Origin of the sequence: Escherichia sp. WS1152, from assembly GCF_046487665.1 — a bacterium.
In the GTDB taxonomy this organism is placed as follows: domain Bacteria; phylum Pseudomonadota; class Gammaproteobacteria; order Enterobacterales; family Enterobacteriaceae; genus Escherichia; species Escherichia coli.
In genome coordinates this window covers 115,385-140,113 of sequence record NZ_JBJQJA010000005.1, presented here as the reverse complement: position 1 = coordinate 140,113, position 24,729 = coordinate 115,385, and the positions used below count along the sequence as shown (strand labels likewise).

24 protein-coding genes and 1 pseudogene are annotated in these 24,729 nt (G+C 51.5%); 19 read left to right on the top strand and 6 right to left on the bottom strand.

Going from position 1 to position 24,729, the window contains the following annotated elements; all coding sequences use genetic code 11:
* Positions 1–2 precede the first annotated feature (2 nt).
* Both ACJHW7_RS10220 and rsmD read right to left on the bottom strand, forming a co-directional pair.
* Positions 3–272, bottom strand: a complete 270-nt coding sequence (locus ACJHW7_RS10220) for a DUF1145 family protein (RefSeq protein WP_001295207.1) — start codon at positions 270–272, stop codon at positions 3–5.
* Positions 262–858 (bottom strand): 16S rRNA (guanine(966)-N(2))-methyltransferase, encoded by a 597-nt coding sequence (rsmD, locus tag ACJHW7_RS10215; protein ID WP_000743193.1) that lies wholly within the window; start codon positions 856–858, stop codon positions 262–264. The genes ACJHW7_RS10220 and rsmD overlap by 11 nt, the downstream gene beginning before the upstream one ends.
* A gap of 149 nt (positions 859–1,007) precedes the next feature.
* Between rsmD and ftsY the strand changes: the two genes are divergently transcribed.
* From ftsY to livJ, 5 genes are all read left to right on the top strand, one after another.
* The gene (gene ftsY / locus ACJHW7_RS10210) at positions 1,008–2,504 is read left to right on the top strand and encodes a signal recognition particle-docking protein FtsY (RefSeq protein WP_021557285.1); all 1,497 of its coding nucleotides are present in this window, start codon (positions 1,008–1,010) and stop codon (positions 2,502–2,504) included.
* 2 nt (positions 2,505–2,506) lie between these two features.
* Positions 2,507–3,175: a cell division ATP-binding protein FtsE gene (gene ftsE / locus ACJHW7_RS10205; RefSeq protein WP_000617723.1), complete on the top strand. Its 669-nt coding sequence runs from the start codon at positions 2,507–2,509 to the stop codon at positions 3,173–3,175.
* A complete protein-coding gene (gene ftsX, locus ACJHW7_RS10200) occupies positions 3,168–4,226 on the top strand; it encodes a permease-like cell division protein FtsX (protein ID WP_001042003.1) in 1,059 nt (352 codons plus the stop codon). Before ftsE ends, ftsX begins: the two co-directional genes overlap by 8 nt.
* 244 nt (positions 4,227–4,470) lie before the next feature.
* A complete protein-coding gene (rpoH, locus tag ACJHW7_RS10195; RefSeq protein ID WP_000130217.1) occupies positions 4,471–5,325 on the top strand; it encodes an RNA polymerase sigma factor RpoH in 855 nt (284 codons plus the stop codon).
* A 270-nt stretch (positions 5,326–5,595) separates the two neighbouring features.
* Positions 5,596–6,699: a branched chain amino acid ABC transporter substrate-binding protein LivJ gene (gene livJ / locus ACJHW7_RS10190; RefSeq protein ID WP_001626133.1), complete on the top strand. Its 1,104-nt coding sequence runs from the start codon at positions 5,596–5,598 to the stop codon at positions 6,697–6,699.
* A gap of 199 nt (positions 6,700–6,898) precedes the next feature.
* Here livJ and panM read toward each other — a convergent pair whose 3' ends face one another.
* A complete protein-coding gene (gene panM / locus ACJHW7_RS10185) occupies positions 6,899–7,282 on the bottom strand; it encodes an aspartate 1-decarboxylase autocleavage activator PanM (RefSeq protein WP_040235041.1) in 384 nt (127 codons plus the stop codon).
* 423 nt (positions 7,283–7,705) lie between these two features.
* Here panM and livK point away from each other — a divergent pair, with 423 nt between their 5' ends.
* From livK to ugpQ, 11 genes are all read left to right on the top strand, one after another.
* Entirely contained in the window at positions 7,706–8,815 is a 1,110-nt protein-coding gene (gene livK, locus ACJHW7_RS10180; RefSeq protein WP_001308107.1) for a high-affinity branched-chain amino acid ABC transporter substrate-binding protein LivK, read from the top strand.
* A gap of 47 nt (positions 8,816–8,862) precedes the next feature.
* Positions 8,863–9,789, top strand: a complete 927-nt coding sequence (livH, locus tag ACJHW7_RS10175) for a high-affinity branched-chain amino acid ABC transporter permease LivH (RefSeq protein WP_001295111.1) — start codon at positions 8,863–8,865, stop codon at positions 9,787–9,789.
* Complete coding sequence (gene livM / locus ACJHW7_RS10170) at positions 9,786–11,063, top strand: branched chain amino acid ABC transporter permease LivM (protein WP_001626130.1); 1,278 nt, start codon at positions 9,786–9,788, stop codon at positions 11,061–11,063. Before livH ends, livM begins: the two co-directional genes overlap by 4 nt.
* Positions 11,060–11,827 (top strand): high-affinity branched-chain amino acid ABC transporter ATP-binding protein LivG, encoded by a 768-nt coding sequence (gene livG / locus ACJHW7_RS10165; protein ID WP_000082101.1) that lies wholly within the window; start codon positions 11,060–11,062, stop codon positions 11,825–11,827. The genes livM and livG overlap by 4 nt, the downstream gene beginning before the upstream one ends.
* Before the next feature lies 1 nt (position 11,828).
* The gene (livF, locus tag ACJHW7_RS10160) at positions 11,829–12,542 is read left to right on the top strand and encodes a high-affinity branched-chain amino acid ABC transporter ATP-binding protein LivF (protein WP_021557284.1); all 714 of its coding nucleotides are present in this window, start codon (positions 11,829–11,831) and stop codon (positions 12,540–12,542) included.
* A 118-nt stretch (positions 12,543–12,660) separates the two neighbouring features.
* Complete coding sequence (locus tag ACJHW7_RS10155) at positions 12,661–13,407, top strand: tetratricopeptide repeat protein (RefSeq protein WP_021557283.1); 747 nt, start codon at positions 12,661–12,663, stop codon at positions 13,405–13,407.
* A gap of 359 nt (positions 13,408–13,766) precedes the next feature.
* Positions 13,767–15,083, top strand: coding sequence for a sn-glycerol-3-phosphate ABC transporter substrate-binding protein UgpB (gene ugpB / locus ACJHW7_RS10150; RefSeq protein ID WP_000803204.1), 1,317 nt, complete (start codon positions 13,767–13,769; stop codon positions 15,081–15,083).
* A gap of 97 nt (positions 15,084–15,180) precedes the next feature.
* Complete coding sequence (gene ugpA, locus ACJHW7_RS10145) at positions 15,181–16,068, top strand: sn-glycerol-3-phosphate ABC transporter permease UgpA (protein ID WP_001626128.1); 888 nt, start codon at positions 15,181–15,183, stop codon at positions 16,066–16,068.
* On the top strand, positions 16,065–16,910 hold the full coding sequence (ugpE, locus tag ACJHW7_RS10140; RefSeq protein WP_021557282.1) for a sn-glycerol-3-phosphate ABC transporter permease UgpE: 846 nt from the start codon (positions 16,065–16,067) through the stop codon (positions 16,908–16,910). The genes ugpA and ugpE overlap by 4 nt, the downstream gene beginning before the upstream one ends.
* A 1-nt stretch (position 16,911) precedes the next feature.
* A complete protein-coding gene (gene ugpC, locus ACJHW7_RS10135; protein WP_000907798.1) occupies positions 16,912–17,982 on the top strand; it encodes a sn-glycerol 3-phosphate ABC transporter ATP binding protein UgpC in 1,071 nt (356 codons plus the stop codon).
* Positions 17,979–18,722: a glycerophosphodiester phosphodiesterase gene (ugpQ, locus tag ACJHW7_RS10130; protein ID WP_000073575.1), complete on the top strand. Its 744-nt coding sequence runs from the start codon at positions 17,979–17,981 to the stop codon at positions 18,720–18,722. The genes ugpC and ugpQ overlap by 4 nt, the downstream gene beginning before the upstream one ends.
* Here ugpQ and ACJHW7_RS10125 read toward each other — a convergent pair.
* Positions 18,709–19,149, bottom strand: a complete 441-nt coding sequence (locus ACJHW7_RS10125; protein WP_000825994.1) for a DUF2756 family protein — start codon at positions 19,147–19,149, stop codon at positions 18,709–18,711. The genes ugpQ and ACJHW7_RS10125 overlap by 14 nt on opposite strands.
* 119 nt (positions 19,150–19,268) lie before the next feature.
* Here ACJHW7_RS10125 and ggt point away from each other — a divergent pair, with 119 nt between their 5' ends.
* Together ggt and ACJHW7_RS10115 are read left to right on the top strand one after the other, a co-directional pair.
* Positions 19,269–21,002 carry a gamma-glutamyltransferase gene (gene ggt, locus ACJHW7_RS10120; protein WP_021557281.1) on the top strand — a complete coding sequence of 578 codons (1,734 nt, stop codon included), beginning with the start codon at positions 19,269–19,271 and terminating at the stop codon, positions 21,000–21,002.
* 368 nt (positions 21,003–21,370) lie between these two features.
* Entirely contained in the window at positions 21,371–21,787 is a 417-nt protein-coding gene (locus ACJHW7_RS10115) for a hypothetical protein (RefSeq protein ID WP_021557280.1), read from the top strand.
* On the opposite strand, the pseudogene ACJHW7_RS10110 reads toward ACJHW7_RS10115, so the two are convergent.
* Positions 21,736–22,648, bottom strand: a pseudogene (locus tag ACJHW7_RS10110) (DUF4225 domain-containing protein). The gene ACJHW7_RS10115 and the pseudogene ACJHW7_RS10110 overlap by 52 nt on opposite strands.
* Before the next feature lie 210 nt (positions 22,649–22,858).
* Positions 22,859–23,347 carry an N-acetyltransferase gene (gene yhhY, locus ACJHW7_RS10105; RefSeq protein ID WP_001626123.1) on the bottom strand — a complete coding sequence of 163 codons (489 nt, stop codon included), beginning with the start codon at positions 23,345–23,347 and terminating at the stop codon, positions 22,859–22,861.
* A 334-nt stretch (positions 23,348–23,681) separates the two neighbouring features.
* On the opposite strand from yhhY, the gene ACJHW7_RS10100 reads away from it, so the two are divergent.
* Positions 23,682–24,719, top strand: a complete 1,038-nt coding sequence (locus ACJHW7_RS10100; RefSeq protein WP_000236293.1) for an oxidoreductase — start codon at positions 23,682–23,684, stop codon at positions 24,717–24,719.
* Positions 24,720–24,729: the final 10 nt, after the last annotated feature.

Below are 24,729 nucleotides of genomic sequence, written 5' to 3'. Positions count from 1 at the left end.
GGTTATTTTTTAACTTTAAATTTCTTCTGCCAGACCAGCAGTTCAAACACGCCGAAAAGGAAAATCCGCACCTTTTCGGCGGTGGTCATCTGCGGGCCATCTTTCGGCAAGGTCGATTTCAACAGCGCCAGCTGCATACCATGCATCAGCACGGTAAAAATCAGCGCCACGTTAACGAAAATATTCAGCGGGCGCGGGAAGGGATGCACCAGGTTGAGGATTAAAAATCCCCAAACGCAGAGCATTAACAAACGACCAATATTAATCAGCATCACTTTCTCCTTGTGCTTCGCGTTGATACAGCCGATAAGCCACCTGACCCGCCACTTTTTCCCGATGTAACGACCAGTTTGCCGGAACAGTGGGCAGACCGTTTTCGACTTCGCTTTCGACATAAATCAGGGCTTCGTCAGCCAGCCAGCCGTTATCTTCCAGTAAATTTATCGTCTCTTCTAACAAGCCACGGCGGAACGGTGGATCGACAAACACGATATTATGCGGTGTGCCTTTTTGCGCCAGGAATGACATTGCGTTGCTGTTCACCACGCGTGCATTGCCTGCTTTTAGTGTCGCCAGGTTCTTAATTAACTGCTGAGAAACTGCACGATCCATCTCAATCAACGTGGCCCCCGCAGCGTAGCGCGATAACGCTTCCAGCCCCAGCGCGCCGCTGCCGGCGAAGCAATCCAGACATTGGGCGTCAACAATGACCGGAGCCAGCCAGTTAAACAACGTTTCGCGTACGCGGTCGGTGGTGGGGCGCAGACCTGGACTATCAGGAACCGGGAGTTTACGGCCTCGCCACTGCCCGCCAATAATGCGGATTTGGCCGCTGCCGGAATGATTCGGTTTTTTCATGATAAATTGCTCAATCCGCCAGATAACACATACTTGCAGGCGGTGATGTGAATTAAGTTAAGTGATAGACTATTTCATCATTTTTTTAGCTGCTATGTACATAGCGTTAACGCTGTGCCATGAAGCAACAGCGAGGAGTGTAGTCGCAAATGGCGAAAGAAAAAAAACGTGGCTTTTTTTCCTGGCTGGGCTTTGGTCAAAAAGAGCAGACCCCGGAAAAAGAGACAGAAGTTCAGAATGAACAACCGGTTGTAGAAGAAATCGTTCAGGCGCAAGAGCCTGTGAAGGCTTCGGAACAAGCCGTTGAAGAGCAGCCGCAGGCGCATACTGAAGCCGAGGCGGAAACTTTTGCTGCCGACGTTGTGGAAGTCACTGAACAGGTAGCTGAAAGTGAAAAAGCGCAGCCTGAAGCGGAAGTCGTTGCACAGCCGGAACCGGTCGTAGAAGAAACGCCGGAGCCAGTGGCTATCGAACGTGAAGAACTGCCGTTGCCGGAAGGCGTCAACGCCGAAGAGGTTTCGCCAGAAGAGTGGCAGGCTGAAGCGGAAACCGTAGAGATTGTCGAAGCGGCGGAAGAAGAAGCGGCTAAAGAAGAAATTACCGACGAAGAGCTGGAAGCACAGGCGCTGGCTGCCGAAGCGGCAGAAGAGGCGGTGATGGTGGTTCCTCCGGCAGAAGAAGAGCAGCCGGTGGAAGAAATCGCTCAGGAGCAGGAAAAACCGACCAAAGAAGGTTTTTTCGCGCGCCTGAAACGCAGCCTGTTAAAAACCAAAGAAAATCTCGGTTCCGGATTTATCAGCCTGTTCCGCGGTAAAAAAATCGACGATGATCTGTTTGAGGAGCTGGAAGAGCAGCTTTTGATCGCCGATGTGGGTGTGGAAACCACACGTAAAATTATCACCAATCTGACGGAAGGCGCATCCCGCAAGCAGCTTCGTGATGCCGAGGCGCTCTATGGCCTGCTGAAAGAAGAGATGGGCGAGATTCTGGCGAAAGTCGATGAGCCGCTGAATGTTGAAGGCAAAGCGCCGTTTGTGATCCTGATGGTGGGCGTCAACGGTGTGGGTAAAACCACGACGATTGGTAAGCTGGCACGTCAGTTTGAGCAGCAGGGTAAATCGGTGATGCTGGCGGCGGGCGATACTTTCCGTGCAGCAGCGGTTGAACAGCTTCAGGTCTGGGGTCAGCGCAACAATATTCCGGTGATTGCCCAGCATACCGGTGCGGATTCCGCCTCTGTTATCTTCGACGCCATTCAGGCAGCTAAAGCGCGTAATATCGACGTCTTGATTGCCGATACCGCCGGACGTCTGCAGAACAAATCGCATCTGATGGAAGAGTTGAAGAAAATCGTCCGCGTGATGAAGAAACTCGACGTTGAAGCGCCGCATGAAGTTATGCTGACTATTGATGCCAGCACCGGGCAGAACGCGGTAAGCCAGGCCAAACTGTTCCACGAAGCTGTTGGCTTAACCGGCATCACGCTAACGAAACTGGACGGCACGGCGAAAGGCGGGGTAATTTTCTCGGTGGCTGACCAGTTTGGTATCCCTATCCGCTACATTGGTGTCGGCGAACGTATTGAGGATTTGCGTCCGTTTAAGGCGGACGACTTTATAGAGGCACTTTTTGCCCGAGAGGATTAACAATGATTCGCTTTGAACATGTCAGCAAGGCTTATCTCGGTGGGAGACAGGCGCTGCAGGGCGTTACGTTCCATATGCAGCCGGGTGAGATGGCGTTTCTGACCGGTCATTCCGGCGCAGGGAAAAGTACCCTCCTGAAGCTGATCTGTGGGATTGAGCGGCCCAGCGCCGGGAAAATCTGGTTTAGCGGCCATGACATCACGCGTCTGAAAAACCGTGAAGTTCCGTTTCTGCGCCGCCAGATTGGCATGATTTTCCAGGATCACCATCTACTGATGGACCGTACTGTCTACGATAACGTGGCGATCCCCCTGATTATCGCTGGTGCCAGCGGTGACGATATTCGTCGCCGGGTGTCGGCGGCACTGGATAAAGTCGGGCTACTGGACAAAGCGAAGAACTTCCCTATTCAGCTTTCTGGCGGTGAACAACAGCGTGTTGGCATTGCCCGCGCGGTGGTGAATAAGCCCGCGGTACTGCTGGCGGACGAACCGACTGGTAACCTGGACGACGCGTTGTCGGAAGGGATTCTACGTCTGTTTGAAGAGTTTAACCGCGTTGGGGTAACCGTATTGATGGCAACGCACGACATCAACCTGATTTCGCGGCGTTCCTATCGCATGCTCACCCTGAGCGATGGTCACTTGCATGGAGGCGTGGGCCATGAATAAGCGCGATGCAATCAATCATATTCGGCAGTTTGGCGGGCGTCTGGATCGCTTCCGTAAATCGGTCGGCGGCTCAGGCGACGGCGGTCGTAACGCGCCGAAACGCGCGAAATCCTCGCCAAAACCGGTAAATCGCAAAACCAACGTTTTCAACGAACAGGTGCGCTATGCCTTCCACGGCGCATTGCAGGATCTGAAAAGCAAACCGTTCGCCACGTTTTTAACGGTGATGGTTATCGCCATCTCTCTGACGCTGCCCAGCGTCTGTTATATGGTGTACAAAAACGTTAACCAGGCGGCGACGCAATATTATCCGTCACCGCAAATCACTGTTTATCTGCAAAAAACGCTGGACGATGACGCTGCTGCGGGCGTGGTGGCACAGTTGCAGGCCGAGCAGGGCGTGGAGAAAGTGAATTATCTTTCTCGTGAAGACGCACTGGGCGAGTTCCGTAACTGGTCTGGTTTTGGTGGTGCGCTGGATATGCTGGAAGAAAACCCGCTTCCGGCAGTGGCGGTGGTGATCCCGAAACTCGATTTCCAGGGTACGGAATCACTCAATACGCTGCGTGATCGTATCACGCAGATTAACGGCATTGACGAAGTGCGGATGGATGACAGCTGGTTTGCCCGTCTGGCGGCGTTGACCGGGCTGGTCGGGCGCGTTTCGGCGATGATCGGCGTGTTGATGGTGGCGGCAGTGTTCCTCGTCATCGGTAACAGTGTACGCCTGAGTATCTTTGCTCGCCGTGACTCCATCAACGTGCAGAAACTGATTGGTGCGACGGATGGTTTCATCCTGCGCCCGTTCCTGTACGGTGGCGCACTGCTGGGATTTTCTGGCGCATTGTTGTCATTAATTTTGTCAGAAATTCTGGTGCTGCGATTGTCATCGGCGGTTGCGGAAGTGGCACAGGTTTTCGGAACGAAGTTTGATATCAATGGCTTATCGTTCGATGAATGCCTGCTATTGCTGCTGGTATGCTCGATGATTGGCTGGGTGGCAGCGTGGCTTGCCACGGTACAACATTTACGCCACTTTACGCCTGAATAATAAAAGCGTGTTATACTCTTTCCCTGCAATGGGTTCCGTAGCAGGGAAAGAGACCCCGTTGTCTCTTCCCGGTATTTCATCTCTATGTCACATTTTGTGCGTAATTTATTCACAAGCTTGCATTGAACTTGTGGATAAAATCACGGTCTGATAAAACAGTGAATGATAACCTCGTTGCTCTTAAGCTCTGGCACAGTTGTTGCTACCACTGAAGCGCCAGAAGATATCGATTGAGAGGATTTGAATGACTGACAAAATGCAAAGTTTAGCTTTAGCCCCAGTTGGCAACCTGGATTCCTACATCCGGGCAGCTAACGCGTGGCCGATGTTGTCGGCTGACGAGGAGCGGGCGCTGGCTGAAAAGCTGCATTACCATGGCGATCTGGAAGCAGCTAAAACGCTGATCCTGTCTCACCTGCGGTTTGTTGTTCATATTGCTCGTAATTATGCGGGCTATGGCCTGCCACAGGCGGATTTGATTCAGGAAGGTAACATCGGCCTGATGAAAGCAGTGCGCCGTTTTAACCCGGAAGTGGGTGTGCGCCTGGTCTCCTTCGCCGTTCACTGGATCAAAGCAGAGATCCACGAATACGTCCTGCGTAACTGGCGTATCGTCAAAGTTGCGACCACCAAAGCGCAGCGCAAACTGTTCTTCAACCTGCGTAAAACCAAGCAGCGTTTGGGCTGGTTTAACCAGGATGAAGTCGAAATGGTGGCCCGTGAACTGGGCGTAACCAGCAAAGACGTACGTGAGATGGAATCACGTATGGCGGCACAGGACATGACCTTTGACCTGTCTTCCGACGACGATTCCGACAGCCAACCGATGGCACCGGTGCTCTATCTGCAGGATAAATCATCTAACTTTGCCGACGGCATTGAAGATGATAACTGGGAAGAGCAGGCAGCAAACCGTCTGACCGACGCGATGCAGGGTCTGGACGAACGCAGCCAGGACATCATCCGTGCGCGCTGGCTGGACGAAGACAACAAGTCCACGTTGCAGGAACTGGCTGACCGTTACGGTGTTTCCGCTGAGCGTGTACGCCAGCTGGAAAAGAACGCGATGAAAAAACTGCGCGCTGCTATAGAAGCGTAATTTCCGCTATTAAGCAGAGAACCCTGGATGCGAGTCCGGGGTTTTTGTTTTTTGGGCCTCTACAATAATCAATTTCCCCTCCGGCAAAACGCCAATCCCCACGCAGATTGTTAATAAACTGTCAAAATAGCTATTCCAATATCATAAAAATCGGGTATGTTTTAGCAGAGTATGCTGCTAAAGCACGGGTAGTCATGCATAAAACGAAATAAAGTGCTGAACAACAACATCACAACACACGTAATAACCAGAAGAATGGGGATTCTCAGGATGAACATAAAGGGTAAAGCGTTACTGGCAGGATGTATCGCGCTGGCATTCAGCAATATGGCTCTGGCAGAAGATATTAAAGTCGCGGTCGTGGGCGCAATGTCCGGTCCGGTTGCGCAGTACGGTGACCAGGAGTTTACCGGCGCAGAGCAGGCGGTTGCGGATATCAACGCTAAAGGCGGCATTAAAGGCAACAAACTGCAAATCGTAAAATATGACGATGCCTGTGACCCGAAACAGGCGGTTGCGGTGGCGAACAAAGTCGTTAACGACGGCATTAAATACGTGATTGGTCACCTCTGTTCTTCATCAACGCAGCCTGCGTCTGACATCTACGAAGACGAAGGCATTTTAATGATCACCCCAGCGGCAACCGCGCCGGAGCTGACCGCCCGTGGCTATCAGCTGATCCTGCGCACCACCGGCCTGGACTCCGACCAGGGGCCGACGGCGGCGAAATATATTCTTGCGAAAGTGAAACCGCAGCGTATTGCTATCGTTCACGACAAACAGCAATACGGCGAAGGTCTGGCGCGAGCGGTGCAGGACGGCCTGAAGAAAGGCAATGCTAACGTGGTGTTCTTTGATGGTATCACCGCCGGGGAAAAAGATTTCTCAACGCTGGTAGCGCGTCTGAAGAAAGAGAATATCGACTTCGTTTACTACGGCGGTTATCACCCGGAAATGGGGCAAATCCTGCGTCAGGCACGCGCGGCAGGGCTGAAAACTCAGTTTATGGGGCCGGAAGGTGTGGCTAACGTTTCGCTGTCTAACATTGCGGGCGAATCAGCGGAAGGGCTGCTGGTGACCAAGCCGAAGAACTACGATCAGGTTCCGGCGAACAAACCCATTGTTGATGCGATCAAAGCGAAAAAACAGGACCCAAGCGGCGCATTCGTTTGGACCACCTACGCCGCGCTACAATCTTTGCAGGCGGGCCTGAATCAGTCTGACGATCCGGCTGAGATCGCCAAATACCTGAAAGCGAACTCGGTTGATACCGTGATGGGTCCGCTGACGTGGGATGAGAAAGGTGATCTGAAAGGCTTTGAGTTCGGTGTGTTTGACTGGCACGCCAACGGCACAGCGACCGATGCGAAGTAATTGTTAATCGGCAACTTTGGGTTGCCGCCAAATTGCTAATATAGAGTACGTTGCTTCATGCCGGATGCGGCGTAAACGCCTTATCCGGCCTACAAGATCCAAAGAAATCAGTAAATTGCAACACACATTGTAGGCCTGATAAGCGTAGCGCATCAGGCAATTTCTCGTTGGTCATCACTTTTGAAATCAAACTTGACGATTAACGCTTCTCCCAGCCGCCCTGCTGTGCCGTAAATCCCAGTGCCTGCATAAACGCCGTCATCACACCGCGATCTTCCACGCCTACATCCGCCATCCACCAGCATGAAACGCCAGGATTGTTACGCAAAACCTCTTCCAGCAGATATTGCCCCACACCGCGACGTCGAGTGACTTCCCGCACGCGCAGGGAATCCAGTGCCCCCTCGGTGCCGCTTAAGGTTACCCGCACGGCCGCAAGCAGGCGCTCGTTAAAACGCGCGGCGTAGATGCGGTGGTTATCGTCAACCTGTAAAGAGGAAGGGGAATACTCCGGCCAGATCTTTTGCAGGTCAATCCGGTCCTGGTCGCTAAATTTTTCTAATCGAATGATGGTCAGCTTCATGGGTAACCCGTGTAAATCACAAAAGTGGAACCAGTGTAGCGAAATAATTTAATCGGAGGCTTTCTCTTTTTTATTTCTTTTGGCAGGTGATTAATTTTTTAACAGCAATAATTACAAAGTTAAAACATTAGAGAATGAAAAATGTCCAGCATAATCCCCTGAATGATAGTGAATTATTCCGCCCTTTGTGCCGTTATTTTATGCTGACAAAGGCACTTTTTTCTGTTTATCTATCAATAAATTCAGAATATTATCTGTTCTTAATCGACTGAAAAATAGGGATTTTAATCGCTATCATCACAAAATACTGCGCTAAACCCTTAATCAGACAGGCAAAAACAGTGCAGTATAAAAAAAGAACAGTCTGATTTGTTAACACATAAAAACAAAGCAACACAACATCACGAATGGGGATTTTTGACTATGAAACGGAATGCGAAAACTATCATCGCAGGGATGATTGCACTGGCAATTTCACACACCGCTTTAGCCGACGATATTAAAGTTGCCGTTGTCGGCGCGATGTCCGGCCCGATTGCCCAGTGGGGCGATATGGAATTTAACGGCGCGCGTCAGGCGATTAAAGACATTAATGCCAAAGGGGGAATTAAGGGCGACAAGCTGGTTGGCGTGGAATATGACGACGCCTGCGACCCGAAACAAGCCGTTGCGGTCGCCAACAAAATCGTTAATGACGGCATTAAATACGTTATTGGTCATCTGTGTTCTTCTTCTACCCAGCCTGCGTCAGATATCTATGAAGACGAAGGTATTCTGATGATCTCGCCGGGGGCGACCAACCCGGAGCTGACCCAACGCGGTTATCAACACATCATGCGTACTGCCGGGCTGGACTCTTCCCAGGGGCCAACGGCGGCAAAATACATTCTTGAGACGGTGAAGCCCCAGCGCATCGCCATCATTCACGACAAACAACAGTATGGCGAAGGGCTGGCGCGTTCGGTGCAGGACGGGCTGAAAGCGGCTAACGCTAACGTCGTCTTCTTCGACGGCATTACCGCTGGCGAGAAAGATTTCTCCGCGCTGATCGCCCGCCTGAAAAAAGAAAACATCGACTTTGTTTACTACGGCGGTTACTACCCGGAAATGGGGCAGATGCTGCGCCAGGCCCGTTCCGTTGGCCTGAAAACTCAGTTTATGGGGCCGGAAGGCGTGGGTAACGCGTCGCTGTCGAATATTGCTGGCGATGCTGCCGAAGGCATGTTGGTCACTATGCCAAAACGCTATGACCAGGATCCGGCAAACCAGGGCATCGTTGATGCGCTGAAAGCAGACAAGAAAGATCCGTCCGGGCCATATGTCTGGATCACCTACGCGGCGGTGCAATCTCTGGCAACTGCCCTTGAGCGTACCGGCAGCGATGAGCCGCTGGCGCTGGTGAAAGATTTAAAAGCTAACGGTGCAAAGACCGTAATTGGGCCGCTGAACTGGGATGAAAAAGGCGATCTTAAGGGATTTGATTTTGGTGTCTTCCAGTGGCACGCCGACGGTTCATCCACGGCAGCCAAGTGATCATCCCACCGCCCGTGAAATGCGGGCGGGTTTAGAAAGGTTACCTTATGTCTGAGCAGTTTTTGTATTTCTTGCAGCAGATGTTTAACGGCGTCACGCTGGGCAGTACCTACGCGCTGATAGCCATCGGCTACACCATGGTTTACGGCATTATCGGCATGATCAACTTCGCCCACGGCGAGGTTTACATGATTGGCAGCTACGTCTCTTTTATGATCATCGCCGCGCTGATGATGATGGGCATTGATACCGGCTGGCTGCTGGTGGCGGCGGGATTCGTCGGCGCAATCGTCATTGCCAGCGCCTACGGCTGGAGTATCGAACGGGTGGCCTATCGCCCGGTGCGTAACTCCAAGCGCCTGATTGCACTCATCTCGGCAATCGGTATGTCCATCTTCCTGCAAAACTACGTCAGCCTGACCGAAGGTTCGCGCGACGTGGCGCTGCCGAGCCTGTTTAACGGTCAGTGGGTGGTGGGCCATAGCGAAAACTTCTCTGCCTCTATTACTACCATGCAGGCGGTGATCTGGATTGTTACTTTCCTCGCCATGCTGGCGCTGACGATTTTCATTCGCTATTCCCGCATGGGGCGCGCGTGTCGTGCCTGTGCGGAAGATCTGAAAATGGCGAGCCTGCTTGGCATTAACACTGACCGGGTGATTGCGCTGACCTTTGTGATTGGCGCGGCGATGGCAGCGGTGGCGGGCGTACTGCTCGGTCAGTTCTACGGCGTCATTAACCCCTATATCGGCTTTATGGCCGGGATGAAAGCCTTTACCGCTGCGGTGCTCGGTGGGATTGGCAGCATTCCGGGAGCGATGATTGGCGGGCTGATTCTGGGGATTGCGGAGGCGCTCTCTTCTGCCTATCTGAGTACGGAATATAAAGATGTGGTCTCATTCGCCCTGCTGATTCTGGTGCTGCTGGTGATGCCGACCGGTATTCTGGGTCGCCCGGAGGTAGAGAAAGTATGAAACCGATGCATATTGCAATGGCGTTGCTCTCTGCCGCGATGTTTTTTGTCCTGGCGGGCGTCTTTATGGGCGTACAACTGGAGCTGGATGGCACCAAACTGGTGGTCGACACGGCTTCAGACATCCGTTGGCAGTGGGTGTTTATCGGCACGGCGGTGGTCTTTTTCTTCCAGCTTTTGCGACCGGCTTTCCAGAAAGGGTTGAAAAGCGTTTCCGGACCGAAGTTTATTCTGCCCGCCATTGATGGCTCCACGGTGAAGCAAAAGCTGTTTCTCGTGGCGCTGCTGGTGCTTGCGGTGGCGTGGCCGTTTATGGTCTCACGCGGGACGGTGGATATCGCCACCCTGACCATGATCTACATTATCCTCGGACTCGGGCTGAACGTGGTTGTTGGTCTTTCTGGTCTGCTGGTGCTGGGGTACGGCGGCTTTTACGCCATCGGCGCTTACACTTTTGCGCTGCTCAATCACTATTACGGTTTGGGCTTCTGGACCTGTCTGCCGATTGCCGGGTTAATGGCGGCGGCGGCGGGCTTCCTGCTCGGCTTTCCGGTGCTGCGTCTGCGCGGTGACTATCTGGCGATCGTTACCCTCGGTTTCGGCGAAATTGTGCGCATATTGCTGCTCAATAACACCGAAATTACCGGCGGCCCGAACGGTATCAGTCAGATCCCGAAACCGACTTTCTTCGGCCTTGAGTTCAGCCGTACCGCCCGCGAAGGCGGCTGGGACACGTTCAGTAATTTCTTTGGCCTGAAATACGATCCCTCCGATCGCGTCATCTTCCTCTACCTGGTGGCGTTGCTGCTGGTGGTGTTAAGCCTGTTTGTCATTAACCGCCTGCTGCGGATGCCGCTGGGGCGTGCGTGGGAAGCGTTGCGTGAAGACGAGATCGCCTGCCGTTCGCTGGGCTTAAGCCCGCGTCGTATCAAGCTGACTGCCTTTACCATCAGCGCCGCGTTTGCCGGTTTTGCCGGAACGCTGTTTGCTGCGCGCCAGGGCTTTGTCAGCCCGGAATCCTTCACCTTTGCCGAATCAGCCTTTGTACTGGCGATAGTGGTGCTCGGCGGTATGGGCTCGCAATTTGCGGTGATTCTGGCGGCTGTTCTGCTGGTGGTGTCGCGCGAGTTGATGCGTGATTTCAACGAATACAGCATGTTAATGCTCGGTGGTTTGATGGTGCTGATGATGATCTGGCGTCCGCAGGGCTTGCTGCCCATGACGCGCCCGCAACTGAAGCTGAAAAACGGCGCAGCGAAAGGAGAGCAGGCATGAGTCAGCCATTATTATCTGTTAACGGCCTGATGATGCGCTTCGGCGGCCTGCTGGCGGTGAACAACGTCAATCTCGAACTGTACCCGCAGGAGATCGTCTCGTTAATCGGCCCTAACGGTGCCGGAAAAACGACGGTCTTCAACTGCCTGACCGGTTTCTACAAACCCACCGGCGGCACTATTTTACTGCGCGATCAGCATCTGGAGGGTTTGCCGGGGCAGCAAATCGCCCGCATGGGCGTGGTGCGTACCTTCCAGCATGTGCGTCTGTTCCGTGAAATGACGGTAATTGAAAACCTGCTGGTGGCGCAGCATCAGCAACTGAAAACCGGGCTGTTCTCAGGCCTGTTGAAAACGCCGTCTTTCCGTCGCGCCCAAAGTGAAGCGCTCGACCGCGCCGCCACCTGGCTTGAGCGCATTGGTTTGCTGGAACACGCCAACCGCCAGGCGAGCAACCTGGCCTACGGTGACCAGCGCCGTCTGGAGATCGCCCGCTGCATGGTGACGCAGCCGGAGATTTTAATGCTCGACGAACCTGCGGCAGGTCTTAACCCGAAAGAAACGAAAGAGCTGGATGAGCTGATTGCCGAACTGCGCAATCATCACAACACCACTATCTTGTTGATTGAACACGATATGAAGCTGGTGATGGGAATTTCGGACCGAATTTACGTGGTCAATCAGGGGACGCCGCTGGCAAACGGTACGCCGGAGCAAATCCGTAATAACCCGGACGTGATCCGTGCCTATTTAGGTGAGGCATAAGATGGAAAAAGTCATGTTGTCCTTTGACAAAGTCAGCGCCCACTACGGCAAAATCCAGGCGCTGCATGAGGTGAGCCTGCATATCAATCAGGGCGAGATTGTCACCCTTATTGGCGCGAACGGGGCGGGGAAAACCACCTTGCTCGGCACGTTATGCGGCGACCCGCGCGCCACCAGTGGGCGAATTGTGTTTGATGATAAAGACATTACCGGCTGGCAGACGGCGAAAATCATGCGCGAAGCGGTGGCGATTGTCCCGGAAGGGCGTCGCGTCTTCTCGCGGATGACGGTAGAAGAGAACCTGGCGATGGGTGGTTTCTTTGCCGAACGTGACCAGTTTCAGGAGCGCATAAAGTGGGTGTATGAACTATTTCCACGTCTGCATGAGCGTCGTGTTCAGCGGGCGGGAACGATGTCCGGTGGTGAACAGCAGATGCTGGCGATTGGTCGTGCGCTGATGAGCAACCCGCGTTTGTTGTTGCTTGATGAGCCATCGCTCGGTCTTGCGCCGATTATCATCCAGCAAATTTTCGACACCATCGAGCAGCTGCGCGAGCAGGGGATGACTATCTTCCTCGTCGAGCAGAACGCCAACCAGGCGCTAAAGCTGGCGGATCGCGGCTACGTGCTGGAAAACGGCCATGTGGTGCTCTCCGATACTGGTGATGCACTACTGGCGAACGAAGCGGTGAGAAGTGCGTATTTAGGCGGGTAAATTATCGAATACCCGGCAGCCACGTTCTGTCGGGCTCTTCGTCCGTATACAGACTTGTTTCAACTGACCGGGAGGATTAAAACCAGACCACTTATTTGCCACGGAAAGGTTCCCTCCCATGCATTATGCCGTTGTCGCCATGCTTGAAATGCTTTGCTGTATCCACGCTTACCGTACCGGACAAGAGCGATATTGGTTTTTTATCATCTTCTGTTTTCCGGTGATTGGTTGCGTGGCGTATTTTGTCATGGTGATGCTGCCAGAAACGGGCGCTGACCGTCACGGGCGTACCTTTCTGATGCGCCTGCAGGACAAAATCAATCCGGAACGTCACCTGCGCAAATTAACCGAAGAACTGGCGATTGCCGAGACGAATCAAAACCATTATGCGTTGGCTAATGAACTGGCGCGTCTGGGGCGTTATCACGAAGCTGTTCCCCATTATCAGCAGGCGTTAAGCGGGATATTCGCCCATGAAGCGGCAATGATGCTAAGCCTGGCGCAGGCACAGTTTGCTATTCAGGAGTTCGCCGCCTGTCAGCAGACGCTGGAAGATGTGATGCGTTATAACCCTGATTTTCAGTCGGCAGACGGGCATTTGTTATTTGCCAGAACGTTAGCCGCACAAGAAAAATACGCTGATGCGGAAAGTGAGTTTGAAGTGTTGGTTTCTTATTACCCCGGCCCGCAGGCGCGTATTTACTATGCGGAAATGCTGGAGAAAATGAGTCGGTTACGTGAAGCCAACGAGCAGTATGTTGCTGTAGTTGATACGGCTAAACGCTCAAGACCTCATTATAGAAAACACCACCGGGAATGGATTAAGACCGCCAATGAGCGGCTGAAGCAGAGTGTGGTGCAATGAAAATCTTCTTTGCCGTTAGACCAGTGTCGCGGCAATCTTTTGTTAAAATTGAAAAATGTAGCTCTCATCGGGCAGCAAAACTGGACGCAGAATTTGCTGCCATTTTTGCTCTTCATGGTAAGGAGTTCTGGCGATTAGCTGGCCGTTAATCGCCTCTTTTCAGTGCATTCTCGGGATATCCGTGCCCCATCTCCCATTTTCCCTCACCCGTACCGTCACCGCCTTGTCATCTTTCTGACACCTTACTATCTTACAAATGTAACAAAAAAGTTATTTTTCTGTAATTCGAGCATGTCATGTTACCCCGCGAGCATAAAACGCGTGAATTCGCGCATTCGGTACAACAAGAGAGATAAACGATGAAACCGTTACATTATACAGCTTCAGCACTGGCGCTCGGACTGGCGTTAATGGGGAATGCACAGGCAGTGACGACCATTCCGTTCTGGCATTCTATGGAAGGGGAACTGGGTAAAGAGGTGGATTCTCTGGCCCAACGTTTTAACGCCGAAAACCCGGATTACAAAATTGTACCGACCTATAAAGGCAACTACGAACAGAATTTAAGCGCGGGGATTGCCGCATTTCGTACCGGCAACGCTCCGGCTATTTTGCAGGTTTATGAAGTTGGCACCGCCACCATGATGGCGTCGAAAGCCATTAAACCGGTGTATGACGTGTTTAAAGAGGCGGGGATTCAATTCGATGAGTCGCAGTTTGTGCCGACGGTTTCCGGTTACTACTCCGACAGCAAAACGGGCCACTTACTCTCCCAGCCGTTCAACAGCTCGACCCCCGTTCTCTATTACAACAAAGACGCCTTCAAGAAAGCAGGATTAGACCCGGAACAGCCGCCGAAAACCTGGCAGGATCTGGCGGACTATTCTGCAAAACTGAAAGCCTCCGGAATGAAGTGCGGCTACGCCAGCGGCTGGCAGGGCTGGATCCAACTGGAAAACTTTAGCGCCTGGAACGGTCTGCCGTTTGCCAGCAAAAACAACGGCTTTGACGGCACGGATGCGGTGCTGGAGTTCAACAAGCCGGAGCAGGTGAAACACATCGCCATGCTCGAAGAGATGAACAAGAAGGGCGATTTCAGCTACGTCGGGCGTAAGGATGAATCCACCGAGAAGTTCTATAACGGTGATTGCGCGATGACCACCGCCTCTTCCGGTTCTCTCGCTAATATTCGCGAGTACGCCAAATTCAACTATGGCGTAGGCATGATGCCTTACGACGCCGATGCGAAAGATGCACCGCAAAACGCCATTATCGGCGGGGCCAGCCTGTGGGTGATGCAGGGCAAAGATAAAGAAACTTATACCGGCGTGGCGAAGTTCCTCGACTTCCTCGCTAAGCCAGAAAATGCTGCCGAGTGGCATCAGAAAACTGGTTATCTGCCAATCACCAAAGCGGCGTATGACTTGACTCGTGAGCAGGGCTTTTATGAGAAAAACCCAGGGGCGGATACCGCGACGCGTCAGATGCTGAATAAGCCGCCGTTGCCGTTCACCAAAGGGCTGCGTCTGGGCAACATGCCGCAGATCCGCGTGATTGTGGATGAAGAGCTCGAGAGCGTGTGGACCGGCAAGAAGACGCCACAGCAGGCGCTGGATACCGCCGTTGAGCGTGGGAATCAGTTGCTGCGCCGTTTTGAGAAATCTACGAAGTCTTAATCAGTGTAATGTCGGATGCGTTTCGCTTATCTGACCTGGCATCGCGTGTAGGCCGGATAAGCGAAGCGCATCCGGCACAGTTCAGGAATTAACCGTAATGTCATCATCCCGTCCGGTGTTCCGCTCGCGCTGGCTGCCTTATCTGCTGGTCGCGCCGCAGCTCATCATCACCGTTATCTTTTTTATCTGGCCTGCGGGCGAAGCGTTGCGGTACTCGCTGCAAAGCGTCGATCCGTTTGGTTTCTCCAGCCAGTTTGTCGGCCTGGATAACTTCGTCGCGCTGTTTCATGACAGCTACTATATCGACTCCTTCTGGACGACGATAAAATTCAGCACCTTTGTCACCGTCAGCGGTTTGCTGGTATCGCTGTTCTTTGCGGCGCTGGTGGAGTACATCGTGCGCGGCAGTCGTTTCTATCAAACCTTGATGCTGCTGCCGTATGCCGTGGCTCCCGCCGTTGCCGCCGTATTGTGGATATTTTTGTTTAACCCCGGTCGCGGGCTGATCACTCATTTTCTCGCCGAGTTCGGCTACGACTGGAACCACGCGCAAAACAGCGGTCAGGCGATGTTTCTGGTGGTGTTTGCCTCGGTGTGGAAGCAAATCAGCTACAACTTTCTGTTCTTCTATGCCGCGCTGCAATCCATTCCCCGTTCGTTGATTGAAGCCGCAGCCATTGATGGCGCAGGCCCGATTCGCCGCTTCTTTAAGATTGCGCTACCGCTTATCGCTCCGGTGAGTTTCTTCCTGCTGGTAGTGAACCTGGTGTATGCCTTCTTCGACACCTTCCCGGTGATCGACGCCGCCACGTCCGGTGGGCCGGTGCAGGCCACCACGACGCTGATTTATAAGATCTACCGTGAAGGCTTTACCGGACTGGATCTGGCTTCGTCTGCCGCACAGTCGGTGGTGTTGATGTTCCTCGTCATCGTGCTGACGGTGGTGCAGTTCCGCTATGTTGAAAGCAAGGTGCGTTACCAATGATTGAGAACCGTCCGTGGCTGACGATATTCAGCCATACCATACTGATCCTCGGGATCGCGGTGATCCTATTCCCGCTGTACGTGGCGTTTGTCGCGGCGACGCTGGATAAACAGGCCGTCTACGCCGCGCCGATGACGCTCATCCCCGGCACGCATCTGCTGGAAAACATCCACAACATCTGGGTAAACGGGGTAGGCACAAATAGTGCGCCGTTCTGGCGGATGTTGCTTAACAGCTTCGTGATGGCGTTCAGCATTACGCTCGGCAAAATTACCGTCTCGATGCTCTCGGCATTTGCCATTGTCTGGTTTCGTTTTCCGCTACGTAACCTCTTCTTCTGGATGATTTTTATCACCCTGATGCTGCCGGTTGAAGTGCGTATCTTCCCGACGGTGGAAGTCATCGCCAACCTGAAAATGCTCGACAGCTACGCCGGTTTAACGCTGCCGCTGATGGCCTCGGCGACCGCTACCTTCCTGTTCCGCCAGTTCTTTATGACGCTGCCGGATGAGCTGGTGGAGGCCGCGCGGATCGACGGCGCGTCACCAATGCGTTTCTTTTGCGACATCGTTTTTCCGTTGTCCAAAACTAATCTGGCGGCGCTGTTTGTGATCACCTTTATTTACGGCTGGAACCAGTATTTGTGGCCGTTGTTGATTATTACCGACGTGGATCTCGGCACCACCGTGGCAGGGATCAAAGGGATGATCGCCACTGGCGAAGGCACCACAGAATGGAACTCAGTGATGGCGGCGATGTTGTTAACGCTTATCCCTCCGGTGGTGATTGTTTTAGTGATGCAGCGTGCCTTCGTGCGCGGCCTGGTCGATAGTGAGAAATAAGATGGCAGGACTGAAATTACAGGCAGTAACCAAAAGCTGGGATGGCAAAACCCAGGTCATTAAACCGCTGACTCTTGATGTGGCGGATGGCGAATTTATCGTGATGGTCGGGCCGTCAGGCTGCGGGAAATCGACGCTGCTGCGCATGGTTGCCGGGCTGGAGCGGGTGACGGAAGGCGATATCTGGATCAACGACCAGCGGGTGACCGAAATGGAGCCGAAAGATCGCGGGATTGCGATGGTGTTCCAGAACTACGCGCTTTATCCGCATATGAGTGTTGAAGAAAACATGGCGTGGGGGCTGAAAATTCGCGGCATGGGCAAGCAGCAAATTGCCGAGCGCGTTAAAGAGGCGGCGCGCATTCTGGAACTGGACGGTCTGCTTAAGCGCCGCCCGCGCGAGCTTTCCGGCGGTCAGCGTCAGCGTGTGGCGATGGGCCGCGCGATTGTGCGCGATCCGGCGGTGTTCCTGTTTGATGAGCCACTCTCTAACCTCGATGCCAAGCTGCGCGTACAGATGCGTCTTGAACTGCAACAGCTGCACCGTCGCCTGAAAACGACATCACTCTACGTTACTCACGATCAGGTTGAGGCGATGACCCTCGCCCAGCGAGTAATGGTGATGAACGGCGGCGTTGCCGAACAGATTGGCACGCCAGTTGAAGTCTACGAAAAGCCCGCCAGCCTGTTTGTGGCGAGTTTTATTGGCAGTCCGGCGATGAATCTGCTGACAGGCCGCGTGAATAATGAAGGCACGCATTTTGAACTGGACGGCGGTATCGTGCTACCGCTAAACGGTGGCTACCGTCAGTATGCCGGGCGTAAAATGACTCTCGGCATTCGCCCGGAACATATTGCGCTAAGCTCGCAGGCAGAAGGCGGCGTACCGCTGGTGATGGACACGCTGGAGATCCTCGGCGCAGATAACCTGGCGCACGGACGCTGGGGCGAACAGAAGCTGGTGGTGCGACTGGCGCATCAGGAGCGCCCGACGGCAGGCAGCACGCTGTGGCTGCATCTGGCGGAAAATCAGCTGCATCTTTTTGATGGTGAAACAGGACAACGAGTATGAGTAACTGGCCTTATCCCCGCATCGTCGCACATCGTGGCGGCGGTAAGCTGGCCCCGGAAAACACCCTGGCGGCAATCGACGTCGGGGCAAAATACGGTCATAAGATGATCGAATTTGACGCGAAGTTGTCGAAAGATGGCGAAATCTTCCTGCTCCATGACGACAATCTCGAACGTACCAGCAACGGCTGGGGCGTCGCGGGTGAACTGAACTGGCAGGATTTACTACGTGTGGATGCAGGCAGTTGGTACGGCAAAGCGTTTAAAGGTGAGCCGCTGCCGTTGCTTTCGCAGGTGGCGGAACGCTGTCGCGAACATGGGATGATGGCGAATATCGAAATCAAACCCACCACTGGCACCGGGCCATTAACGGGCAAAATGGTGGCGCTGGCGGCACGCGAACTGTGGGCCGGTATGACGCCGCCGCTACTGTCATCGTTTGAGATTGATGCTTTAGAAGCCGCACAACAGGCAGTACCAGAACTGCCGCGCGGTTTGTTGCTGGATGAGTGGCGCGACGACTGGCGAGAACTGACCGCGCGGCTGGGCTGCGTCTCTATTCATCTCAATCATAAGTTGCTTGATAAAGCGCGAGTAATGCAGTTGAAAGACGCCGGATTACGGATTCTGGTTTATACCGTCAATAAACCCCAGCGCGCGGCAGAGTTGCTGCGCTGGGGCGTGGATTGCATCTGTACCGATGCGATTGATGTGATTGGTCCGAACTTTACGGCCCAATAGTTTTCAGCGGTATATCAGGCTGCGGCGTGCCGGGCTGATTCAGCATGTCGCCGTTTCTCCTCTCCGGCAACATATGCTGCTGATTCAACGAACTATCCGGATTACGGTTGCTGTTTAACATCCCGCCATTGGTGTTGGGCAGCATTTGCTGCCGGGCGGGATTTCGCTCCCCCGGCTGTGACTGCAACACCCGCTGAGAATTATTGTTTATCTGGTTTTCTAAATGCTGTTGTTGCAACTGAGTTTGCGTTTTCAGTTGCTGATTCAGCATCCCTTTTTGCTGGATTTGCTGAGTCTGCATCTGGGTTTGCATCCGCTGCTGACTGGGGATCTGATACCCCGGCTGGTTAGGGTTGTTCAGAGTATTAATGGGCTGTGCAAAGCCGACAAACGGCAGGAGTGCCGTAAGAATCAGAAGTCGTTTCATCGCGTATCCTCCTCTGAAGATATTCTTTAAGTTTACTCCTTTCCTGCAATCATCAGGATTAATTCAGAGTTATATACCAGGCTTAGCTGGGGTTGCCCCTTAATCTCTGGAGAATAACGATGATAAAACCGACGTTTTTACGCCGGGTGGCCATTGCTGCTCTGTTCACAGGAAGTTGTTTTAGCGCCGCCGCTGCGCCTCCTGTTTCTTACGGCGTGGAGGAAGATGTCTTCCATCCGGTACGCGCGAAACAGGGGATGGTGGCATCTGTAGATGCTACTGCCACTCAGGTGGGGGTGGATATCCTCAAGGAGGGCGGGAATGCCGTTGATGCCGCCGTGGCTGTGGGCTACGCGCTGGCGGTAACGCATCCGCAGGCAGGGAATCTGGGCGGTGGTGGTTTTATGCTGATCCGCTCGAAAAATGGCAATACCACCGCTATCGATTTCCGCGAAATGGCACCCGCCAAAGCGACCCGCGATATGTTCCTTGATGATCAGGGTAACCCGGACAGCAAAAAATCACTCACTTCGCATCTGGCTTCCGGCACGCCCGGTACGGTCGCTGGTTTCTCGCTGGCGTTGGATAAATACGGCACAATGCCGTTGAACAAAGTGGTGCAGCCAGCGTTTAAACTGGCACGCGATGGTTTTATCGTTAACGACGCGCTGGCAGACGATCTCAAAACCTACGGTAGCGAAGTGCTGCCGAATCACGAAAACAGCAAGGCTATCTTCTGGAAAGAGGGCGAGCCGCTGAAAAAGGGCGACAAGCTGGTGCAGGCGAACCTGGCAAAGAGCCTGGAGATGATTGCCGAAAACGGCCCGGACGAATTCTACAAAGGCACGATAGCGGAACAGATTGCCCAGGAGATGCAGAAAAACGGTGGCCTGATCACTAAAGAAGATTTAGCGGCGTATAAAGCGGTCGAACGCACACCGATAAGCGGCGATTATCGCGGGTATCAGGTTTACTCCATGCCACCGCCATCCTCCGGCGGGATCCATATCGTACAAATCCTCAATATTCTGGAAAACTTCGATATGAAGAAATACGGTTTTGGCAGCGCCGACGCGATGCAGATCATGGCAGAAGCGGAGAAATATGCCTACGCTGACCGCTCGGAATATCTTGGCGACCCGGATTTTGTCAAAGTCCCGTGGCAGGCGCTGACCAATAAAGCCTATGCCAAATCTATTGCCGAGCAAATCGATATCAATAAAGCGAAACCGTCCAGCGAGATTCGCCCCGGCAAGCTTGCGCCTTATGAGAGTAATCAAACTACCCATTACTCAGTGGTGGATAAAGACGGTAACGCCGTGGCGGTGACCTATACGCTGAACACCACCTTCGGTACGGGTATTGTCGCGGGCGAGAGCGGTATTTTGCTCAATAACCAAATGGATGATTTCTCTGCCAAACCGGGCGTACCGAACGTTTACGGGCTGGTGGGCGGTGATGCCAACGCCGTCGGGCCGAACAAACGCCCGCTGTCATCGATGTCACCAACCATTGTGGTGAAAGACGGTAAAACCTGGCTGGTCACCGGTAGCCCTGGCGGGAGCCGGATCATCACTACAGTGCTTCAAATGGTGGTGAATAGCATCGATTATGGCATGAACGTCGCCGAAGCGACCAATGCGCCGCGTTTCCACCATCAGTGGTTGCCGGACGAGCTGCGTGTCGAAAAAGGGTTTAGCCCGGATACGCTCAAGCTGCTGGAAGCAAAAGGTCAGAAAGTGGCGCTGAAAGAGGCGATGGGCAGTACACAAAGCATTATGGTTGGGCCGGACGGTGAGTTGTACGGCGCATCCGACCCGCGCTCGGTGGATGATTTAACGGCGGGGTACTAAGGTTAGCGGCCCTCTTCGTGGGAAGAGGGCTGTTTTCTTGAACAAGATAAATTAGTGTCTGGATTGCTTTTACTATTGCTCCGTAATATATAATCATAATTATCCTGAATGCTTTTAAGGGGCTTAGGTTATGCTTTCTTTTCAAGAGTATGCAGAATAGTTTTTCATTTACCGTGAAAATAGGACGTGCGATAATTACTTCCTGATATTCAGGAAAGGAATTAACTATGCTATTAAATAAACTGTAGTTATAGTTCATTTTAGAGTGTAATTTATTGATTTAAATATCACGCTTTGTGTTGTTTATGTGCATAATGGCATTCATCATGACTTTGATCGATTTTGTAAAGTGTTTTTAAGGGGGCATAATGAAAGCAAAATACGTGATTCTCTCTGTACTTAATAAACAAGAACTCTTCTATTTAAAATCAAGATACAAAGAAATGAAGAAACTTGCTAATAAGCATGAAGTCTCTCTCGTAGAACAAAATTTCATTGATGCTATTATTTCAATGGTGGGTTATTGCTCTTTGGGGTTTGGGTTGGTAAGTATAGTTAATGGGATATTGCTTGTATTCTCATTTTTTCAGGATAACATGTTGAAAAGTTTTTTTCTGTCTTCAATCGTTAGTATTGCCATGTTCGCTATTCTTAGCATACACAGAAAACTGGATACTAAATTCTCTTACCAATTATGCCTCAAAATGTTTTATCTTAAAATTAAGTTATTCTGTTATTGTATTCCTGCACCAGTTGTAGTTCCTGATATATTCATTAATAATTGATGTGGCATATGATTATTGAGGCCATGTTTTATCCTCAAATTTGTATTTTTCATCATAAAATGTAACCTTGAATTTTTTTACAGTAGAACTAATTTGTATGATTTTTAAAGGGGTAGGTTTTAATGAGAATTTATTTTTAAAATCAACTGATGTGTAATGAAATAATCGTCCTGTACCAGGTCTATTTCCTAATGAAGGACGAATCAATCTATTATACTTAGGTACGATTTTCATGCCTGAATATCCACCATATGCAGTAATCGAAAAGTCCACGATGCTGTATGCATAATCAGCAGAATTAATATCACCTCCCATTTTTTTTGCTATTACTCTGTAGAGTTCACGTATTAGACCTGAATCATACTCGTTAAAAAATAAAGGTGATAAGCTTTCATAAAAATTATTCGCCCCATGAGCAACTAATGTGACGCCTATACCTTTTATTCGGTTTGAATGCACTACCTTACCAAATTTCAACGCGCCAACCCCGCCTACGACCTGTCCTACAGATGCAACAATATCGAAACTTAAGTTCACATATTTTATCAAACCATGTTCTTCGAAAATATCAGTAGTGATATATTTATCATAATTTCCTTGTCTGAAAAGTTGATATTCTTTTCTTGCTGTTTCTGACTCCATTTTTAATTCATTGATAAGTCGTGTTTTTTCATTGATGTCATATGAAGAATTGAATCTGTGAGTAATATCATTAATAGTATTTTCTATTTCTTGCAGATACTCGAATCTAACTAATGGGGACTCAATAAAAAATGTTGAAGCAAGTGTTGCGGTTTTGCGTAAAGAAAGGGCATATTTGTTAAGATCATATCGTAAATGACTTATAGCTGCTGTACCCATTAAGTAGACTCTCTATCCATAAACAAACAGTAATAACTATTGCTTGCGAAAATATGTTCTCTTTAATAAGAAATATTAACGAGTAATGATTCAAAAGTCTCTTGATGTTACAAATTATTTCAAAATGATGGTGGTAATATAAGGAAAAACTCAAATTAGATGAACAAAACTAATTATTCACATTGGTAACAGGCAATTTGAGAATATTCTTTACTTCACCCGCGCCATATAATACGCATCGACATATTCACCATTACGCAATGCGTACTTCTTACCAGTCCCTTCAATTTCAAAGCCGTATTTTTTATAGACCTTAATTGCTGGCGCGTTATCGACGAACACCGTTAGCTCGATACGATCTACCCGCAACCAGTTGTCGCACATTTCAATCATCTCTCGCATAAGGGCGCTGGCGACGCCGCGATTCTTCCAACGGGCGTCGACACAGATACCAAAATCGGCAACATGACTGCGGCGTGGGCGCTGTTGCACGTCAATGGTGAGGTGACCCACGACGGTTCCATCAATACAGGCAACTAACTGTTTGATGCCGGGACGATCGGCGAGTCGCTCCTGCCACATATGATCGGAAGGATGAGGCACCTGTAGTGTGTTGCAATACACCTCCGGCTGGGCGTGAATCTGCCTGATGGCCTCGTAATCGCGCGTTTCAGCATGGCGTATCACTATCTCACTCATTCCTTTGTCCTCTTTGGGGTAAATGTCCCTTTCAACATCATTGACTTTCGAATGCGAGTCAAATGCATTTTTTTTGCAAAAAGTGTTGGACAAGTGCGAATGAGAATGATTATTATTGTCTCGCGATCAGGAAGACCCTCGCGGAGAACCTGAAAGCACGACATTGCTCACATTGCTTCCAGTATTACTTAGCCAGCCGGGTGCTGGCTTTTTTTTTGATCTTTCGTTCTCAATTTATCCTCGGGAAGTGCTTGTGTTCGTTATGCGCACTCCAGTAGGAACCACGTCCGCTTTGCGCTAAGGTGTAAATAACCACCTTAAAAAGGACGAAATCATGGTCATCAACTGCGCCTTTATTGGCTTCGGCAAAAGCACCACCCGTTACCATCTGCCGTATGTACTTAACCGCAAGGATAGCTGGCATGTCGCGCATATTTTTCGTCGCCATGCGAAGCCGGAAGAACAGGCTCCCATTTACTCTCATATCCATTTCACCAGCGATCTCGACGAAGTGCTAAACGATCCCGATGTTAAGCTGGTTGTGGTCTGCACCCACGCGGACAGCCATTTCGAGTACGCGAAACGCGCGCTGGAAGCCGGGAAAAATGTGCTGGTCGAAAAACCGTTCACTCCGACACTTGCGCAGGCGAAAGAGCTGTTTGCACTGGCGAAAAGCAAAGGGCTGACCGTCACGCCATATCAGAATCGTCGCTTTGATTCCTGCTTCCTGACAGCGAAAAAAGCGATTGAAAGCGGCAAGCTGGGAGAGATTGTCGAAGTGGAAAGCCATTTTGACTATTACCGCCCGGTGGCAGAAACCAAACCTGGGCTGCCGCAGGATGGCGCGTTCTATGGCCTTGGTGTGCATACGATGGACCAGATTATTTCTCTGTTCGGTCGCCCGGATCACGTCGCTTATGACATCCGCAGCCTGCGCAATAAAGCCAATCCTGACGATACTTTCGAAGCGCAACTGTTTTATGGCGATCTAAAAGCCATCGTCAAAACCAGCCATCTGGTGAAAATCGATTATCCGAAATTTATCGTTCACGGTAAGAAAGGTTCGTTTATTAAATACGGTATCGACCAGCAGGAAACCAGCCTGAAGGCTAATATTATGCCGGGCGAACCGGGATTCGCAGCGGATGATTCGGTCGGTGTGCTGGAGTATGTCAATGACGAGGGCGTGACGGTCAGAGAAGAGATGAAGCCGGAGATGGGCGATTACGGGCGCGTTTATGATGCGTTGTATCAAACCATCACCCACGGTGCGCCAAATTACGTCAAGGAATCTGAAGTTCTTACGAATCTGGAAATCCTTGAACGCGGATTCGAGCAAGCCTCTCCCTCCACCGTGACTCTCGCGAAGTAAGTTTGATGGC

What these genes read in the sequence shown, in the direction of transcription:
- ACJHW7_RS10220 (WP_001295207.1), bottom strand. Translation starts at nt 272, where the DNA reads ATGCTGATTAATATTGGTCGTTTGTTAATGCTCTGCGTTTGGGGATTT.
- rsmD (WP_000743193.1), bottom strand. Translation starts at nt 858, where the DNA reads ATGAAAAAACCGAATCATTCCGGCAGCGGCCAAATCCGCATTATTGGC.
- ftsY (WP_021557285.1), top strand. Translation starts at nt 1,008, where the DNA reads ATGGCGAAAGAAAAAAAACGTGGCTTTTTTTCCTGGCTGGGCTTTGGT.
- ftsE (WP_000617723.1), top strand. Translation starts at nt 2,507, where the DNA reads ATGATTCGCTTTGAACATGTCAGCAAGGCTTATCTCGGTGGGAGACAG.
- ftsX (WP_001042003.1), top strand. Translation starts at nt 3,168, where the DNA reads ATGAATAAGCGCGATGCAATCAATCATATTCGGCAGTTTGGCGGGCGT.
- rpoH (WP_000130217.1), top strand. Translation starts at nt 4,471, where the DNA reads ATGACTGACAAAATGCAAAGTTTAGCTTTAGCCCCAGTTGGCAACCTG.
- livJ (WP_001626133.1), top strand. Translation starts at nt 5,596, where the DNA reads ATGAACATAAAGGGTAAAGCGTTACTGGCAGGATGTATCGCGCTGGCA.
- panM (WP_040235041.1), bottom strand. Translation starts at nt 7,282, where the DNA reads ATGAAGCTGACCATCATTCGATTAGAAAAATTTAGCGACCAGGACCGG.
- livK (WP_001308107.1), top strand. Translation starts at nt 7,706, where the DNA reads ATGAAACGGAATGCGAAAACTATCATCGCAGGGATGATTGCACTGGCA.
- livH (WP_001295111.1), top strand. Translation starts at nt 8,863, where the DNA reads ATGTCTGAGCAGTTTTTGTATTTCTTGCAGCAGATGTTTAACGGCGTC.
- livM (WP_001626130.1), top strand. Translation starts at nt 9,786, where the DNA reads ATGAAACCGATGCATATTGCAATGGCGTTGCTCTCTGCCGCGATGTTT.
- livG (WP_000082101.1), top strand. Translation starts at nt 11,060, where the DNA reads ATGAGTCAGCCATTATTATCTGTTAACGGCCTGATGATGCGCTTCGGC.
- livF (WP_021557284.1), top strand. Translation starts at nt 11,829, where the DNA reads ATGGAAAAAGTCATGTTGTCCTTTGACAAAGTCAGCGCCCACTACGGC.
- ACJHW7_RS10155 (WP_021557283.1), top strand. Translation starts at nt 12,661, where the DNA reads ATGCATTATGCCGTTGTCGCCATGCTTGAAATGCTTTGCTGTATCCAC.
- ugpB (WP_000803204.1), top strand. Translation starts at nt 13,767, where the DNA reads ATGAAACCGTTACATTATACAGCTTCAGCACTGGCGCTCGGACTGGCG.
- ugpA (WP_001626128.1), top strand. Translation starts at nt 15,181, where the DNA reads ATGTCATCATCCCGTCCGGTGTTCCGCTCGCGCTGGCTGCCTTATCTG.
- ugpE (WP_021557282.1), top strand. Translation starts at nt 16,065, where the DNA reads ATGATTGAGAACCGTCCGTGGCTGACGATATTCAGCCATACCATACTG.
- ugpC (WP_000907798.1), top strand. Translation starts at nt 16,912, where the DNA reads ATGGCAGGACTGAAATTACAGGCAGTAACCAAAAGCTGGGATGGCAAA.
- ugpQ (WP_000073575.1), top strand. Translation starts at nt 17,979, where the DNA reads ATGAGTAACTGGCCTTATCCCCGCATCGTCGCACATCGTGGCGGCGGT.
- ACJHW7_RS10125 (WP_000825994.1), bottom strand. Translation starts at nt 19,149, where the DNA reads ATGAAACGACTTCTGATTCTTACGGCACTCCTGCCGTTTGTCGGCTTT.
- ggt (WP_021557281.1), top strand. Translation starts at nt 19,269, where the DNA reads ATGATAAAACCGACGTTTTTACGCCGGGTGGCCATTGCTGCTCTGTTC.
- ACJHW7_RS10115 (WP_021557280.1), top strand. Translation starts at nt 21,371, where the DNA reads ATGAAAGCAAAATACGTGATTCTCTCTGTACTTAATAAACAAGAACTC.
- yhhY (WP_001626123.1), bottom strand. Translation starts at nt 23,347, where the DNA reads ATGAGTGAGATAGTGATACGCCATGCTGAAACGCGCGATTACGAGGCC.
- ACJHW7_RS10100 (WP_000236293.1), top strand. Translation starts at nt 23,682, where the DNA reads ATGGTCATCAACTGCGCCTTTATTGGCTTCGGCAAAAGCACCACCCGT.